This window comes from Salmonella sp. WC3 (assembly GCF_042932255.1).
Classification (GTDB): domain Bacteria; phylum Pseudomonadota; class Gammaproteobacteria; order Enterobacterales; family Enterobacteriaceae; genus Salmonella; species Salmonella enterica.
On record NZ_CP170630.1, the window covers coordinates 59,778 to 74,210 of the forward strand.

19 protein-coding genes are annotated in these 14,433 nt (G+C 53.1%); 8 read left to right on the forward strand and 11 right to left on the reverse strand.

Annotated features, from left to right (window positions below; genetic code table 11):
* Positions 1–129: 129 nt before the first annotated feature.
* From ACFK9X_RS23515 to ACFK9X_RS23530, 4 genes are all read right to left on the reverse strand, one after another.
* Positions 130–894, reverse strand: coding sequence for a hypothetical protein (locus ACFK9X_RS23515; protein ID WP_161126789.1), 765 nt, complete (start codon positions 892–894; stop codon positions 130–132).
* A 71-nt stretch (positions 895–965) separates the two neighbouring features.
* Positions 966–1,379 carry a DUF1380 family protein gene (locus tag ACFK9X_RS23520; RefSeq protein ID WP_000990114.1) on the reverse strand — a complete coding sequence of 138 codons (414 nt, stop codon included), beginning with the start codon at positions 1,377–1,379 and terminating at the stop codon, positions 966–968.
* A gap of 55 nt (positions 1,380–1,434) precedes the next feature.
* A complete protein-coding gene (locus tag ACFK9X_RS23525) occupies positions 1,435–1,656 on the reverse strand; it encodes a hypothetical protein (RefSeq protein WP_161126788.1) in 222 nt (73 codons plus the stop codon).
* The gene (locus tag ACFK9X_RS23530; protein WP_000088645.1) at positions 1,656–2,336 is read right to left on the reverse strand and encodes a DNA methylase; all 681 of its coding nucleotides are present in this window, start codon (positions 2,334–2,336) and stop codon (positions 1,656–1,658) included. The genes ACFK9X_RS23525 and ACFK9X_RS23530 overlap by 1 nt, the downstream gene beginning before the upstream one ends.
* Positions 2,337–2,379: 43 nt before the next feature.
* Here ACFK9X_RS23530 and ACFK9X_RS23535 point away from each other — a divergent pair, with 43 nt between their 5' ends.
* Complete coding sequence (locus tag ACFK9X_RS23535) at positions 2,380–2,604, forward strand: hypothetical protein (protein WP_161126787.1); 225 nt, start codon at positions 2,380–2,382, stop codon at positions 2,602–2,604.
* Entirely contained in the window at positions 2,498–2,779 is a 282-nt protein-coding gene (locus tag ACFK9X_RS23540; protein WP_237446338.1) for a hypothetical protein, read from the forward strand. The genes ACFK9X_RS23535 and ACFK9X_RS23540 overlap by 107 nt, the downstream gene beginning before the upstream one ends.
* On the opposite strand, the gene ACFK9X_RS23545 is transcribed toward ACFK9X_RS23540, so the two are convergent.
* On the reverse strand, positions 2,717–3,073 hold the full coding sequence (locus ACFK9X_RS23545; RefSeq protein ID WP_044127550.1) for a hypothetical protein: 357 nt from the start codon (positions 3,071–3,073) through the stop codon (positions 2,717–2,719). The two genes, ACFK9X_RS23540 and ACFK9X_RS23545, sit on opposite strands and share 63 nt — an antisense overlap.
* Positions 3,066–3,536: a hypothetical protein gene (locus ACFK9X_RS23550; protein WP_000490265.1), complete on the reverse strand. Its 471-nt coding sequence runs from the start codon at positions 3,534–3,536 to the stop codon at positions 3,066–3,068. The genes ACFK9X_RS23545 and ACFK9X_RS23550 overlap by 8 nt, the downstream gene beginning before the upstream one ends.
* Before the next feature lie 510 nt (positions 3,537–4,046).
* Here ACFK9X_RS23550 and umuD point away from each other — a divergent pair.
* Both umuD and ACFK9X_RS23560 read left to right on the forward strand, forming a co-directional pair.
* A complete protein-coding gene (umuD, locus tag ACFK9X_RS23555) occupies positions 4,047–4,469 on the forward strand; it encodes a translesion error-prone DNA polymerase V autoproteolytic subunit (protein WP_044127552.1) in 423 nt (140 codons plus the stop codon).
* Positions 4,469–5,743: a Y-family DNA polymerase gene (locus ACFK9X_RS23560; protein WP_161126786.1), complete on the forward strand. Its 1,275-nt coding sequence runs from the start codon at positions 4,469–4,471 to the stop codon at positions 5,741–5,743. The genes umuD and ACFK9X_RS23560 overlap by 1 nt, the downstream gene beginning before the upstream one ends.
* A gap of 81 nt (positions 5,744–5,824) precedes the next feature.
* Here the strand turns inward: ACFK9X_RS23560 and ACFK9X_RS23565 are convergent, their stop codons facing one another.
* Positions 5,825–6,799 carry a ParB family protein gene (locus ACFK9X_RS23565; protein WP_161126785.1) on the reverse strand — a complete coding sequence of 325 codons (975 nt, stop codon included), beginning with the start codon at positions 6,797–6,799 and terminating at the stop codon, positions 5,825–5,827.
* On the reverse strand, positions 6,799–8,004 hold the full coding sequence (locus ACFK9X_RS23570) for an AAA family ATPase (protein ID WP_000427676.1): 1,206 nt from the start codon (positions 8,002–8,004) through the stop codon (positions 6,799–6,801). The genes ACFK9X_RS23565 and ACFK9X_RS23570 overlap by 1 nt, the downstream gene beginning before the upstream one ends.
* A 414-nt stretch (positions 8,005–8,418) precedes the next feature.
* On the opposite strand from ACFK9X_RS23570, the gene ACFK9X_RS23575 reads away from it, so the two are divergent.
* Positions 8,419–9,360 carry an Rpn family recombination-promoting nuclease/putative transposase gene (locus ACFK9X_RS23575; RefSeq protein ID WP_000728919.1) on the forward strand — a complete coding sequence of 314 codons (942 nt, stop codon included), beginning with the start codon at positions 8,419–8,421 and terminating at the stop codon, positions 9,358–9,360.
* Here ACFK9X_RS23575 and ACFK9X_RS23580 read toward each other — a convergent pair.
* Together ACFK9X_RS23580 and ACFK9X_RS23585 are read right to left on the reverse strand one after the other, a co-directional pair.
* On the reverse strand, positions 9,357–9,962 hold the full coding sequence (locus ACFK9X_RS23580; protein ID WP_079946811.1) for a DUF2913 family protein: 606 nt from the start codon (positions 9,960–9,962) through the stop codon (positions 9,357–9,359). The genes ACFK9X_RS23575 and ACFK9X_RS23580 overlap by 4 nt on opposite strands.
* Positions 9,963–10,018: 56 nt before the next feature.
* Positions 10,019–10,435, reverse strand: a complete 417-nt coding sequence (locus tag ACFK9X_RS23585; protein ID WP_000988946.1) for a hypothetical protein — start codon at positions 10,433–10,435, stop codon at positions 10,019–10,021.
* An 82-nt stretch (positions 10,436–10,517) separates the two neighbouring features.
* Here ACFK9X_RS23585 and ACFK9X_RS23590 point away from each other — a divergent pair, with 82 nt between their 5' ends.
* Complete coding sequence (locus ACFK9X_RS23590) at positions 10,518–10,844, forward strand: hypothetical protein (RefSeq protein ID WP_001576617.1); 327 nt, start codon at positions 10,518–10,520, stop codon at positions 10,842–10,844.
* Between the two features lie 184 nt (positions 10,845–11,028).
* Here ACFK9X_RS23590 and ACFK9X_RS23595 read toward each other — a convergent pair whose 3' ends face one another.
* A complete protein-coding gene (locus tag ACFK9X_RS23595) occupies positions 11,029–12,144 on the reverse strand; it encodes a DNA-binding protein (RefSeq protein WP_001247118.1) in 1,116 nt (371 codons plus the stop codon).
* A gap of 258 nt (positions 12,145–12,402) precedes the next feature.
* On the opposite strand from ACFK9X_RS23595, the gene ACFK9X_RS23600 reads away from it, so the two are divergent.
* A complete protein-coding gene (locus ACFK9X_RS23600) occupies positions 12,403–12,891 on the forward strand; it encodes a hypothetical protein (protein ID WP_001135407.1) in 489 nt (162 codons plus the stop codon).
* Between the two features lie 654 nt (positions 12,892–13,545).
* Positions 13,546–14,286: a carbonic anhydrase gene (locus ACFK9X_RS23605; protein WP_001541566.1), complete on the forward strand. Its 741-nt coding sequence runs from the start codon at positions 13,546–13,548 to the stop codon at positions 14,284–14,286.
* The last annotated feature ends 147 nt before the right edge of the window (positions 14,287–14,433 follow it).

The window sequence follows — 14,433 nt, forward strand, 5'->3', positions numbered from 1 at the left end:
TGTTTTGCCTGTCGTCCCCGGCATCGTCGCAATCGCCGGCTGAAAAACTGAAAAAAGAGAAGGAGACCTCCCCTTCTCTTTTCTTTCTCGTTACCGTTTACAGCTTATCGTTCACCGCACACAGCTTATTTAACGGATGTTGCCTGTGAAACTCCGGGCTTCGTTCACCACATCCCGGAGCACGCGGCGGTCAAGCCAGCGGCGGACCGGTTCCCCCGGGAAGCGCAAACAGTCGGTTATCACGCCGGCGGCTTCGATTTCTTCCTCCGGCTCATTAACCAGCGTCAGCAGCACCGGGCAGAAACGGGCGTTACGTACCAGTACCGCTTCCAGCACCTTATCCAGTCCGTCCTCGTCCTCTTCGTCAAGCCAGTTATCATGGTCGTATTCATCGGCCAGTAACCGCCAGTTCCCGATGCGTTTTTCCATCAGGCGGGACTCGCCGGACGGTGCCAGCGCCGCCGCGATGCGCTTCGTATCCTGGCGGACAATTTCACATACCCGGTCAGCGGACGCTTTCAGGAACGCCAGCAAGTCGGCATATTCGTCCGCGGTCAGCCACTCCTGAGCATACGGAAGGCGAATTTCAGTGCATTCGCGTACCGTGGCAGGGTGCGGATATGCCTGTACCGGGTACAGATGTAACCGGACTGGCGTCCCCGCCAGCCGCTGCGCACTGGCCGTCAGCAGTTGCGCCCGTCCATAATTAAGGGGCTGACAAAGATGCGTCGTCAGTGCCAAGATTTCGGCAGCACTGAGCACACCGCAGACGGCCAGCCAGCCGGGCACCACACCGGGGGCCACCTGCGTCACGCCGACGGTTTCGGGCCAGCCGGACCGGCGTAACAGATTATCTCCGTGGCGCACTATCAGCGTACTGAGCGTGTTTCTCATTGTGTTGTTCCTCTTCGTGTTCATACAGTTGTGATTGATACCCCGCCCGTCACCCGGTGCGGGGTGGTACGTTACGCCGCCAGCGCCAGTTGCCTGAGCCGCGCAATATCGACCTGAGCGTCGGCAACGCCGGGGTACTCCTGACATACAAGAGGCCAGGCCTGAGCGTCCTCCGTATCCAGCGCCCGCCCGGCGATATTCGTCACCCTTGCCAGCAGGTCGGCGGGAACACTGACGGTCGGGATTTCAGTCCGTAATCCGGCGTACAGCGCCTGTACCGTGCTGTCTGAAATACCGTCTCCGGTATGTTCGCCCATACCTTTTCGGCCAATCTCACGCAAAATCGCATCGGCCTCCACTTCGGTCATCGCCTGAGTCAGTGACATAACGTCCTGCTTCGTCCAGATCAGCAGGGCAAAACGCTCGTCGTTGCCAAACATGCGTTTCAGCTTTGAGTTCAGTTCCTTACGTGTGCCATACATCATGATTTTCTCCGTTGGTTCAGTGGGGCGGCACCGCCGCCCGTGGTCTCGTCATCTGTCAGTCTTTAAAACACTCATTGAGCATCAGGCTTTTGTTGTACGCTTCATCCAGCAGGGTGTTGATACGCCGCAGACTCTGCCCGGCCAGTCGTTCAGTAAGTCCGTGACGCTGCCAGTGATAACGCTCTTCCAGCACTTTCAGGGTGGCGCGCAGGTCGCACATGCTGTTGGCCAGCGCCGCCACTTCTGCGCGGAGTTTTTCGTGTCCGGAATAGTTCATTACGCGGCCTCCGGATAAAAGACGTCGTTGGCGGCCGGGCGTTGCATGGCGCGCTGTACGGCTGTCAGGCGCTCAATCCCGGCTTTGTGGTACTGCTCCATCAGCTCGATACCGATATATCTGCGCCCCGCCTGTAACGCGGCAACGCAGGTGGAGGCGGAGCCGGCAAATGGGTCGAGAACAATGGCGTTCGTGTGTGTGAAAGACTCAATCAGCGGTTGCAGGCTGGTAACGGGCTTTTCCGTCGGGTGGTGGCGATTGCCGGAATACTTCCAGCCGAGGACATCCGGCAGCGGGTTCTGTGGCAGGGCCGGACGGCCTTTCGCCAGCACGTAAGCGCATTCATGGCGGTAGCCGACATACGCGGATTTTGACGAGTAGTTTTTGGTGAATACCAGGTGTCCGACCACGCTGAAACCGGCACTTTTCCAGGCCGCCATGAAACGGTCCACGCGGTTCCAGCCGTAGAAACTGACCAGCAGCGCATCTTTTTTGAGTACGCGGTACATCTGGTTACAGGCGGGTTGCAGCCACTCGTCGGTTCTGTCACCGGCAATACTGCGGCCGGAACGGTCACGGAATCCGACAAGGTAAGGCGGGTCGGTCAGAATGAAATCGACGGCGCGCTCCGGAAAGCCGGACATAATATCGACACAGTTCCCCAGGATTAAACGGGACATAGAGATTCCTCGCGGTTACAGGAGGCACCGGGAGGGCGTCCCTGTGACGCCCGTTCCCCGCTGCCTGTGGGCTGTTCACCGCTCCGGTAACGGGTCAGGCCGACCGTGGAATAACGAGCCGACAGTCCTCACCGTCGGTGAGTTTATGCCGCGAAAGCGGCTTGAAGGGCGTTCATCAGAAGGCTCCTGCCGGGCGCATAATAGCGACAGCGCCCGACAGGAGCAGAAAAATCGCCCGTCCCGTGCCCGGCCGGACGCGGGATACTGACCACAGGCAGCGTTGCTCCCGCGCCGCCGGCGCTGGCGCCGAAAAAAGAGGAGCTGCGCGACATCATTATTCATTCAGGAAGTACCAGGCAGACGTACTGCCCGGCAGATTATCAGCGGGTGATATCCCGCCAGTCATTCCCCCACTCATCGCGCAGTACCGGCGCATCCGTTGAGCCGGTCACTGTCCACGCATCGAGGAACTTCAGACCACGCAGGATACTGTTTTCCACGTCATCGAGCAGAATGATGCTGTTAAACCAGACCACGCCTGTTTCATATACCCACCGATGCCGGTCATCCTCGCGTTTCAACGATGGCCACCAGGTGCGCCCCATTTGCAGAACACCCGCTTCGGCATGCTCCAGGTCAGTCGCGGAAACCAGGTAATGCACCATCATTTCAGTGCCATTGACGTCGACACTCAGGCCAACAAGCCAGGTATCATTAATGTTTGAATTATTATCCACCGCGCTTCACCTCATCGATTGCCCATTGCAGATGGCTCCAGTTGAACCCGTCATTCGCATCATGGCAGTGCTGTGCCAGCTCCATCGCCGCATCGATATCGTCTTCCGTGAGCGAACTGTCCAGCGCCAGAAAATCACTGGCCAGCCAGAACGTACCGCAGCACAGCGCATCATCAGGAAACCGGGAAAGACGCTGTTTAAACGCAGCGACTGTCATATTGCGGGACAGCGTGATACAGGCCGGAAAAACACTGTCGGCCACATCGTTCCAGCTCCACTCATCACTGTCTGGTACTGGTCGCTCTACGGTTTCCGTGGTCACACCAGGCAGACGGGATAAACGTTCCAGAATATCCCCCAGGTACAGCTTCTCGCCGCTGCCGTCTTCACTGGACAGATAATGTCCGTTGATATAAAGCGCAAACTCGCCATTTTCCAGGTCGATACAGGTCACTCTGAACATAAGATTTTCCTCAACATCCGGCAGGAGGCATCACCGCGATACCGTTCCCTGCCGCACGCTGCCTGTTCGTCGCGTCCGGTAACGGGTCAACGCCGACCGTGGAATAACGAGCCGACAATTCTCATCGTCGGCGAGCTTATGCCGCGAAAGCGGCTTGAAGGGCGCCCTTAAACTGGCGAGGGTATGGCGTACAATCACAACGACGCCAGCGCCCGTCCCGTGACAGGCCGGACGCGGCACACTGGCAGCGGGTGGCAGTCAGCATCAGGTGTGCAGGAATGGCCGGGGTGACAACAGGAGCTGAAGGGAAACACCAGAGGAGGACAGATGACATACCAACAGTTCTGCGTTGCTCCTCCACAGGGTTATTAACTGATTCTGTGGATAACCTGACATCTGTTTTTCCAGGCAGAACAGTTATCTGACGGGAAACAGTAAAATTTCACTTGCAGGACAGAAAATATCTTAAATTATACTATATATAAAAACAGGTATTTTAAGAGGTATGCCATGTTACTGCTTGTAGCACCCGAACAGGAGCCGGTACAGTCCACTGCCCCGCTGTTCACCGAACGTTGCCCGGCGGGGTTTCCGTCGCCGGCCGCCGATTACACGGAGGAGGAACTGGATCTGAATGCCTACTGTATACGGCGTCCGGCTGCAACGTTCTTCGTCAGGGCTATCGGGGATTCGATGAAAGAAATGGGTCTGCATTCCGGCGATTTAATGGTTGTCGACAAAGCTGAGAAACCCATGCAGGGGGATATTGTCATCGCGGAAACAGATGGCGAGTTCACCGTTAAGCGCCTGCAGTTGAAGCCCCGTATCGCCCTGCTGCCGATGAATCCGGCCTACCCCACGCTTTATCCGGAAGAACTGCAGATTTTCGGGGTGGTGACGGCTTTTATACACAAAACCCGGAGCACAGACTGATGTTCGCTTTGGCTGACGTCAACTCGTTCTATGCCAGTTGCGAAAAGGTCTTTCACCCCGATTTGCGTGACAGGTCTGTGGTGGTCCTGAGTAACAACGATGGTTGTGTAATCGCGCGCAGCGCTGAAGCAAAAAAACTGGGCATAAAAATGGGGGTGCCGTGGTTTCAACTGAGGTCGGCGAAATTTCCGGAGCCGGTTATCGCGTTCTCCAGTAATTACGCCCTCTACGCATCAATGTCGAACAGGGTCATGGTTCACCTGGAAGAGCTGGCGCCACGCGTTGAGCAGTACTCCATTGACGAGATGTTTCTGGATATTCGCGGTATAGACAGTTGCATCGATTTCGAGGATTTCGGCCGACAGCTGCGTGAGCACGTTCGTTCCGGCACAGGGCTGACCATCGGCGTCGGAATGGGACCGACCAAAACGCTGGCTAAAAGCGCGCAATGGGCATCGAAAGAATGGTCACAGTTCAGAGGCGTGCTTGCCCTGACGTTACACAATCAGAAACGAGCGGAGAAACTGCTGTCACTGCAGCCGGTGGAGGAAATCTGGGGTGTGGGACGCAGGATCTCAAAGAAGCTGAACACAATGGGGATCACCACAGCACTGCAGCTGGCCCGCGCGAATCCAACGTTCATCAGGAAAAACTTTAATGTGGTTCTGGAGAGAACGGTCCGGGAACTCAATGGAGAAAGCTGTATTTCCCTGGAGGAAGCACCGTCCCCCAAACAGCAGATAGTCTGCAGCAGAAGCTTTGGAGAACGAGTCACGACTTATGAAGCGATGCGGCAGGCAGTCTGTCAGCACGCTGAACGTTCCGCCGAAAAGCTGCGTGGGGAACGGCAGTTCTGCAGGCATATTGCCGTGTTTGTGAAAACATCGCCGTTCGCCGTAACTGAGCCCTACTACGGTAATCTGGCCAGTGAAAAACTGCTCATCCCCACGCAGGATACACGGGACATCATTGCCGCTGCCGTCAGAGCTCTGGACAGGATCTGGGTGGATGGTCACCGTTACGCAAAGGCAGGCTGTATGCTGAACGATTTCACGCCAACCGGGGTATCGCAGCTTAATTTGTTTGATGAAGTACAGCCGCGGGAACGGAGCGAGCAGCTGATGCAAGTCATGGATGGGATTAACCATTCGGGTAAGGGGAAAATATGGTTCGCCGGTCGGGGGATTGCCCCCGAGTGGCAGATGAAAAGGGAACTACTTTCGCCAGCTTATACGACACGCTGGGCAGATATTCCTGCAGCGAAATTAACTTGAAATTGTGGCGATTTCACCTTGAAATTCTCAACATAAATTACTTAATTACAATAAGTTAGATGTGAAATCGCCGTGGCGAAATTATTGACTCAAATTTCTCTCAAGGACCTCGTTGATAGCTTTGTCCAGTTCATCCTGAACCACTTTTGACATACGGCTAAACTCATAAGTCAGCGTACGCCCTTTCACACGCTTGCGCGCGAACTTGTCCTTTTCTTCAAAGGTCCAGAGTGCGGAAATTACTGACTTTTCCTTAGGAGGCGGAGCTATCAATGCCTGAGAGGCCTGAGAAATCAATTTCAGTATACTGGCTTTCTGTTCGTCGTCTGGTCGCTCGCAGTCACTCAAAATTGCATCATGCTGATCTGAGACAGACTGAATGAGCCCTTCAGACGTTAAACCCTTTTCACTGAGTTTTTCATTAACCTCTAACAGAATTTTATAGTCACTAAACGACAGCTCAGACTGAACCGGGAACAGAGAAATCAATTCTTGCGGTACTGCTGCCGCCTGCAGTGCCCTGGTGACCTTAGCCTGGGATAACCCCTCCAGTTCAGCAATTTCCTTTTGATTGAATCCAGACTCTTTCAGAGCCATCAATCTTAAGCCGATCTCCCGAAGGTTATGCTCTTTAGCTGTCTGGACATCTTTAGCCAGATGGCGAGCTTCATCAGCTGATAAACGTTCATTGGTAACCATTACATCAAGGCCTGTACGGATATAAATCGCTGAGGCTCGCCGTCTTGAACCATCCAGTATCTCAATCCTTTCACCTTGCTGAATGCCAATACAGGGGAAGAACTGCTGAAACTTAATCGTCTGGATAATAGATTTCAGGGACTCCCTGGTCAGAGCAAGTTGATCTCTTCCGTTGGTTTCCTGGTTTACGAATGTCTTACTTTCAACGTCCGATGCAGGTACCCGAACAAACCTGAACGTTATCTTCCTGCCGGTTTTTAGGGTAAATACCTGACTTCTTTGGGTGTCAGTCATCTCAACCATTGACGCCTGGGTATTTAACTGTCTGCCAATAGTTTTTCTTCTCTCATTCGACATCACATACCTCCGTTAGTACGAATGAACTCAATGCGATCAAATACGGCCTTCGCAAAGTCTTCCGCTGCTGATTTTGCGCTTTTAAGCGCCTCGGTGCTTCCATCATAGGTTGCTGGATTTGCGGAAATAACTGTGTCAAAAGTCTCCCCGCATCGCTCGAAGCCATCCAGCCTCGGCAGAACCATGTCGAGCATATCGGCACCGAATACTTCTTTGGCCTGACTATGGCAAATTTTGTGATCAGACTTGTTCAGGATTTTGGACATAAAACCTACATTTCCGATGAGATTGCAGGTGTGTCCATCCTGTTCGATCGAATCAATAAGCGCAGGAAGGCTGGCTACAAACTTCAGGGAAGAATGAAAATCAACCGTTGCCGGAGGAAGTGGAGTCAACATCAGGTCTGCCGCTCCGATGCAGTTTTTCAGGAACGCATCGAGGTGAGGACCACTATCAAGGAAGATAAAGTCGTAGTCATACCGGAGCTTGTCGATAATGTTCTCTTTAAGCACTGCATGAATATTTTGCCCAGGCAGATGTTCCTCACACAATCCCTTCCAGCCTTCAGCAAGGAATGCATCGTCAATGGAAGCGGGAATAACATCAACGCCCGGGATAATTGACGACACGATGAAATCGGAAAGTAATTCTTCACGAGACACGTTCTGGAGCATGGCCTGAGCAGCCGTATTTTCAACCAGGCCCACTGAATTCTCATGGCTCAGGAACATTGTCAGAGATGCCTGCGGATCGAAATCGATGGCCAGGATACGCAGGTCTTCGAACAGAAGCTGAGGATGAGCCCGAAAGGCATGGGATAATGAAGCGGTAGAAACTGTCTTGGAACCGCCACCTTTAAGGTTACATACAAATATAGTGAACGCTTTATCGAAGCGATCTCTGTACTTGGGCACTTTACGATGGAAATACAGATCGATGACGTTCTGAATCGTCATCGCGTACTTCATCGTATTGCCGGAAGGTTTCTTTTTAAAAATATAGCCACTGGCTTCCATTTCGGCCACAGCATACTCAACACTCCCTTTGCTTAGCTTAGGCAGCTTATATAGGGCGGCTTTGCTGTATTCCTGATAGAACTCGGTAAGCTTCAATTCCTCTTTTTGCTGGCGGATACTTTCGCTCAAGGATGTCAGAAGTTTACCTGCACGTGTGGCGACTTTCCGTAACTGCTCAATATTTTCCATTTATCACCTCATGATGTTTTTTGTCATTTTTAACAAAAAGAATCATGTTGCAAGAAATAAATCATAATATTTTGATTTTGCTCTCACAGGGGGCACCGAAGATTAAATGGAGAAGAGGGCACTACATCCACAATCATTTTGTTGACCCACAGCGCAAACCGTGAGTCTGTTCAGATCTTGCATCTGAGCAGGCGAAGGGTTGGACAAGCCCAAAGGGCGCGTCAGCCTGTCACATTGGGGTATAGTTCAGCAGTACCTGTTTCTGCCAGGACATGGATATCTCCGGGCAAGCAAGCTGATGATTAAAAAAGAAAGAGGGGACAACCCCTGAAGGAATTGCAATTCCGTTCCTCGCAATGTCAGCATTTTTTGCCTGTGATACTATGACCGGGTCATTTTTCAGAGCATGGACTGATGAAAAAGAAAAACACTACGCCGACTCCCCACGACGCGACATTCCGGCAGTTTCTGACACAACCTGACATTGCCCGAGATTTTATGGAGCTGCATCTGCCGGCAGAGCTGCGTGCCATCTGCGATCTCAGTACACTGAAACTGGAATCAGGCTCGTTTGTTGAGGATGACCTCCGCCAGTATTTCAGCGACGTCCTCTACAGCCTGAAAACCACAGCCGGCGACGGATATATTCATGTCCTGGTTGAACACCAGTCAACACCTGACAAACATATGGCTTTCCGCCTGATACGCTATGCGGTGGCCGCCATGCAGCGCCACCTGGAGGCAGGGCATAAAAAATTGCCACTGGTGATACCAGTGCTGTTCTATACGGGGAAACGCAGCCCGTATCCGTACTCCACCCGCTGGCTGGACGAATTTGACGATACGGCGCTGGCAGGCAAACTCTACAGCAGCGCTTTCCCGCTGGTAGACGTTACGGTCATTCCGGATGATGAAATCGCCGGCCACCGTAGCATGGCCGCCCTGACTTTATTGCAGAAACATATTCATCAGCGGGACCTGGCAGAACTGGTTGACCGGCTGGCGCCCATTTTGCTGGCCGGATATCTGTCTTCATCGCAGGTAATATCGCTGGTACACTATATAGTGCAGGCAGGCGAAACATCCGACGCCGAAGCCTTTGTACGCGAACTGGCACAGCGTGTGCCGCAACACGGAGACGCACTTATGACCATCGCACAACAGCTCGAACAGAAGGGCATCGAGAAGGGGATTCAGCTCGGTGAACAACGTGGTATTGAAAAAGGCCGTTCAGAAGGGGAGCGCGAAGCGACTCTGAAAATAGCCCGTACCATGCTCCAGAACGGCATTGACCGCAATACCGTCATGAAAATGACCGGTCTGACTGAAGACGACCTGGCGCAGATCCGCCACTAATCCCCCTTTTCTGGCACTCCCTGCCCGGCCATCAGCGAATACTGGTGGGGCAGGGAGGCATCAGGCTCTGCCAGCCAGCCACAGCGATCAAACAGCTTCATTACCCCCGCTACGTTCCCTGTCAAACGTGCTGTCAGCGAATTTATCTGTCGGCCGCTGTCGTTAAAACCGACATCGAGTTTGGCCCGTGAGAGATAAATGCCGTTCACGCCTGCACTGAGCGCCACAGCATTCCGGCCGGACCATTCCCGATCGCTCAGCAGACGGTAGTTCCAGTGCATATCTTTCGCTGTTTCCAGAGCATACGTCAGCCGGAACAGGTCGTTCTGCTCGGACAACTCACCGGTGCATGAACGCCAGAGGTAATTCAGCTTGCTGGCCAGCTTGGCGCTGACGCCCATCTGACGTCCCTGTTTCAAAAGCCACTCGATATCGGGCGTCACATCACGAGAAAAACGCCGTTGCTTCAGCGCAGTCGCCAGCCAGCGGGTGAGAAAGAGGTTTTCCTGTGCCGGCGAGAGAACGCCACCATCCTGCCTGGCCAGCGCAAGCGCCACCAGGGCACACCACGCCAGATGACCTGATTTTTCTGTCAATGTCACGGCTTCTCCCGCAAGTCAGAAAAATGATGTAATTCATCAGGCATAATCAGCACACGTCAGCCCGTCTTACGGAGAAACATTCGCCGCATCTCACGCGTCAGCTGCTTCTTCTCCCATCCGTAAGGGAAAATAATGCTGTAGTCCCTCCTCTCAGGGAGGATATCAGGGCCCGCGACGATTCGCGCCACCTCCTTATTCAGGCGTTCTCCTCGCCAGCCATAAGCCGCCAGTCGCTTACGGATACGTGCAACGGGAAAACGTTTATCGGAGTGACGGGGGAAGAGTAACGTCCCGTCCTCATTTCGTTTGACACCAAACATATCCAGAGACTGTTCGATCACCACTGTTCGAACGGGGAAATGCTCACGCATAGTTTTCAACATATTCTCCATTTCAGACTCCTGAATTAATCCCTGCAACTGTCTGACCAGCCAGAGAGCAGCGTTATGCTGGCTCACTCCCTGCGTCATCATTCATTTCACACTGGAGTTCATGCCAGTATCCGGCAATATTGTTTACCACCTGTGCTGTTATAACGGCGTCAGTGACGGCGGAATGAGCCACCCCGATCCAGCTCAGGCCAGCCTGACTGACAGCACCGGAAAGCGATATGGTTCCGTAACGATTTGTACTGCAGCTGCTGCCGGATCGATGCCGACTGTGGGTTTCAGGCGGGTCTCAAATATCCTCTCACCGCGGGCATTCACCAGACCGATTTCCAGCGCCTGCGCGCCGGCATCAAGTCCGGTCGTTTCGGTATCGAGGAAGACGGGGCCCAGTGCTAACCAGGTATGTGCCAGCATGGCGAACCTGCCACGCTCACTCTTCATCCGGGCCTGCAGGCCCAGACGTGTGCTGGCCAGCCGCTGTTTTTCTGTCTGAGGGCGTTTCGCCCGCATCGGGACACCGCCATACGCCGTATTTCCCGCCGTAAGGACTTTTGTACATTCTGACCGGTTCCGCACCAGGGGCTGGCTTCATCCTGAACTCATACCGAAGCCGCCCTTTGGTGTAGCATTTATCCTCCGCCCGGGGCGCTTCATCACAGGCGTCTGAATTGTCATCATCACGCATTCTGGCCACCGGTCTGTTTATTGCCTGAAAGCGCCGCCATCAGTGACTGGTTCTGACGCTTCAGGGCTTCAGCCTCACCACGCAGTGCCGCGACCGTTTCTTTCTCCCCCATCGTCTCCAGACGGGCATCATCACGCTGGTTTTCCAGCTGTGTGCAACGCTCTGTCAGACTGGCTATTTCACTGCCCATACGCACCAGTTGCTCCGAGGAGGCCTTTTCCTGCGATTCCAGCCTTGCGGTGAGGCTGCTGACTCTGTCACGTTCAAGTGCAATCTCACCGGCGCGCGCCTGCGTGTCAGCGATGGCCTGCTCGAGGCGTTGCTGCAGCGTTTCGCGGGTGGCCAGATGCTGCTGACGTTCTGAGGCCAGCGCATTTTCCTGCGATTCAAGGCGGGTAAGGAGAGTATTGACTTTATCGCGTTCAGACTTCAGTTCTTCTGTACGCGCATTAGCTTCGGCAGAAATTTGCTCCAGTCGTTTCTGCAGGTCTTCCCGCGTGTTTTTGTGCTGTGCCTGCTCCGCATTAAGCGCATCCTGCAGCACTGTCTTCTGCTCCTGATACCGTTCCTCTCGCTGACGGGTATTCTCTTCAGCGGCCGCAAGACGCTCTTTCAGCTGGGCCATCTCCACATCATGCTGCTGACGCAGTGAACGTTCTGACTCCAGCGCCAGCGTCAAACTGTCATATCTGTCCTGCAGTTCATCCAGTTTTTCTTCCAGGTCGTCGACTGTCTGCGCGGCGTCGGCCAGCTCCCGCTCTGCCTGTGCGGTCTGTTCACCGGCAGCACGCGTGACTTCCGCAACCCGGCGTTCTGCAGCCCGGACCGCCTTGTCATTCAGTTCTGTCGCCAGCTGGGTGATGCGTTCGGACAGCGCGGCGGAGACGGCCTTCACTTCTTCAGCCACTTCCACTGGCAGCTCGGCAACGGGTTCAGTGACGACCGTGCTCTGTGAAGCCTGGTATTCGTCCCATATCTGGCGGAGACGTGTCGGATTGCCGCCACCCACCTGGTTACGTAGTGCGAACCCGGTGATATTCCGTCCTTCAGCCTGCAGGGCCAGCCCTGCTTCAATAATCTGTTCTGGTTCGTATGTCGCCGGACGCATCTGTCAGTCTCCGCATAAAGGGGTATGCTTATATTATACACAAACAAACTAACAAATAAACTAACTAACAAACAAATTAAAGACGTGACAGGGTAGCGAAAAAGGGCACCAGGACAGCGCACCGCCGGTCGAATTGCTGGCACAGCATGTCCGGAGCCCGGGCGGGATGCACCACAGGTACGATGCACGCCACTCTCCTTGCCAGGTACTGGTGTTAATGCTAATGTACGCATACGTTAGCATTAACCAGAGACAGACATGCCGCAGGATGAATCAGTCGTCAAACGGGCCAGGGAATACTTTTTCCGCCACCACCGGTATACAGAGGAAGACCTGGAATCCGACTACCAGGCAGAACTGTGTAACTACAGGGATGACACCTGGGAAGCACCACAACGGGCAGCCAGACTCAGTGCGGCCGTCAAGCGCTACAAAACGTATGAGATGCTGTACTTCTTCTTCCAGATCGCTGATGAGGCCGGGCTGGACTATACTCCGCTGGTTGTAAAGCGCCTGTGCGCTCATCTTTTCGACAGGCAGGGCAGCCAGAATATTATTGTTGATATCTTTGGCCAGAAGGGACGCATGCACCGCAGCCATGACAGTGATCCTGACATTATTGCTGCCGTTGCCGAACGCTACCGGCAGCAGGCAGAGGACCACTGGCAGACAGTTCTGAAGAATATCGGGAGAGTGAAGCAGGACTACCAGAAAAATCAGAACAGACAGAAAGGCGCAGGGGATTAAATGCATGATTAATGCTAATGTATGCGTACATTAGCATTAATCACATAAGTCAGTGAAAATAAATCAGGCTTATTCAACGTTGCGAAGGTTCTTTGGCCAGTTGCTGGAGCTACTTCCCGAAATCAGGAAAGCCTGCGGCTGAAAGTACATCAGCAACAGCACTGGCTCTGGGATGGCCACGTTCAAGCCAGACCAGACTGAGAGCCACACCTGATTTCTCCGTATCATAACTGTGACGCGACAACCGGAATTACCAAACGGACACTCAAAGAATGAGATGAACGCTCCAGACTTATGAAGTTCGGAACACACAGAGTTCCTAGTTGTAGCGGCTCGCAATCGAAATCCCCCCGACTCGCAATCAGCGCAAATTTCGGCTCACATTAACTGCAAATGAAAAATGCCACCGGCTCACATTAAGTGACAATGGGCTCGCATTTATCCTGCCCGGCTCGCAATCCATTCCACCGGGCTCACAATAACTGCAAGTCAACTTCGTCATATCGGCAAACCGACTGCCAGCATTCTATTTTCCAGTTCGACTGGTCTCAGATATTTATTCATACTGGTTAAAAATTGTCGTTTTGGTTTGATTAACGTTTACCTACGTATAATCGCAGCAATTGGAGTTAACTCAGTAAATAGGAGCAAATAATGGAACAAAACCAACCAGCACAACCTTCACGACGTGCAATCCTGAAACAAACTCTTGCAGTATCTGCTTTGTCTGTCACCGGGCTGGCGGCCTTATCGGTACCAACTATCTCTTTCGCCGCATCACTGAGCAAAGAGGAACGTGACGGTATGACTCCAGATGCAGTCATTGAACATTTTAAACAGGGTAACCTGCGCTTCCGGGAAAATCGCCCGGCTAAACATGATTACCTGGCACAGAAGCGCAACAGTATTGCGGGTCAGTATCCTGCTGCGGTGATCCTTAGCTGCATTGACTCACGTGCGCCGGCGGAAATTGTGCTGGATGCGGGGATCGGTGAGACGTTTAATTCCCGCGTAGCGGGTAATATCAGTAATCGCGATATGCTGGGCAGCATGGAGTTTGCCTGTGCAGTTGCCGGCGCGAAAGTAGTGCTGGTTATAGGACACACCCGCTGTGGCGCAGTACGCTGTGCTATTGATAATGCTGAACTGGGTAACCTGACGGGGCTGCTGGATGAAATTAAACCCGCGATTGCAAAAACGGAGTATAGCGGTGAGCGTAAAGGTAGCAATTATGATTTTGTCGATGCGGTGGCACGAAAAAATGTCGAGCTGACTATCGAAAACATCCGCAAAAACAGCCCGGTGCTGAAACAACTGGAAGATGAGAAGAAAATTAAAATCGTTGGCAGTATGTATCACCTTACTGGCGGTAAGGTTGAGTTTTTCGAAGTATAACTGAAGCAGTCCGAGTCCAAATACAGTCAGCCTCGCATTACATTAAGAGCTCATTAAATTTTCTCTGGAATGAAAATGTATTTTTTGAGTACACCCAAAACGCACAGTCTGGTGAGACAGTTTTTCTGTCCCATTTGGGTTGTTTTT

Bases quoted from the DNA above. Each gene is read 5' to 3' on its own strand.
- ACFK9X_RS23515 (WP_161126789.1), bottom strand. From the start codon at position 894: ATGAGAAACACGCTCAGTACGCTGATAGTGCGCCACGGAGATAATCTG.
- ACFK9X_RS23520 (WP_000990114.1), bottom strand. From the start codon at position 1,379: ATGATGTATGGCACACGTAAGGAACTGAACTCAAAGCTGAAACGCATG.
- ACFK9X_RS23525 (WP_161126788.1), bottom strand. From the start codon at position 1,656: ATGAACTATTCCGGACACGAAAAACTCCGCGCAGAAGTGGCGGCGCTG.
- ACFK9X_RS23530 (WP_000088645.1), bottom strand. From the start codon at position 2,336: ATGTCCCGTTTAATCCTGGGGAACTGTGTCGATATTATGTCCGGCTTT.
- ACFK9X_RS23550 (WP_000490265.1), bottom strand. From the start codon at position 3,536: ATGTTCAGAGTGACCTGTATCGACCTGGAAAATGGCGAGTTTGCGCTT.
- umuD (WP_044127552.1), top strand. From the start codon at position 4,047: ATGTTACTGCTTGTAGCACCCGAACAGGAGCCGGTACAGTCCACTGCC.
- ACFK9X_RS23560 (WP_161126786.1), top strand. From the start codon at position 4,469: ATGTTCGCTTTGGCTGACGTCAACTCGTTCTATGCCAGTTGCGAAAAG.
- ACFK9X_RS23565 (WP_161126785.1), bottom strand. From the start codon at position 6,799: ATGTCGAATGAGAGAAGAAAAACTATTGGCAGACAGTTAAATACCCAG.
- ACFK9X_RS23570 (WP_000427676.1), bottom strand. From the start codon at position 8,004: ATGGAAAATATTGAGCAGTTACGGAAAGTCGCCACACGTGCAGGTAAA.
- ACFK9X_RS23575 (WP_000728919.1), top strand. From the start codon at position 8,419: ATGAAAAAGAAAAACACTACGCCGACTCCCCACGACGCGACATTCCGG.
- ACFK9X_RS23585 (WP_000988946.1), bottom strand. From the start codon at position 10,435: ATGATGACGCAGGGAGTGAGCCAGCATAACGCTGCTCTCTGGCTGGTC.
- ACFK9X_RS23590 (WP_001576617.1), top strand. From the start codon at position 10,518: ATGAGCCACCCCGATCCAGCTCAGGCCAGCCTGACTGACAGCACCGGA.
- ACFK9X_RS23595 (WP_001247118.1), bottom strand. From the start codon at position 12,144: ATGCGTCCGGCGACATACGAACCAGAACAGATTATTGAAGCAGGGCTG.
- ACFK9X_RS23600 (WP_001135407.1), top strand. From the start codon at position 12,403: ATGCCGCAGGATGAATCAGTCGTCAAACGGGCCAGGGAATACTTTTTC.
- ACFK9X_RS23605 (WP_001541566.1), top strand. From the start codon at position 13,546: ATGGAACAAAACCAACCAGCACAACCTTCACGACGTGCAATCCTGAAA.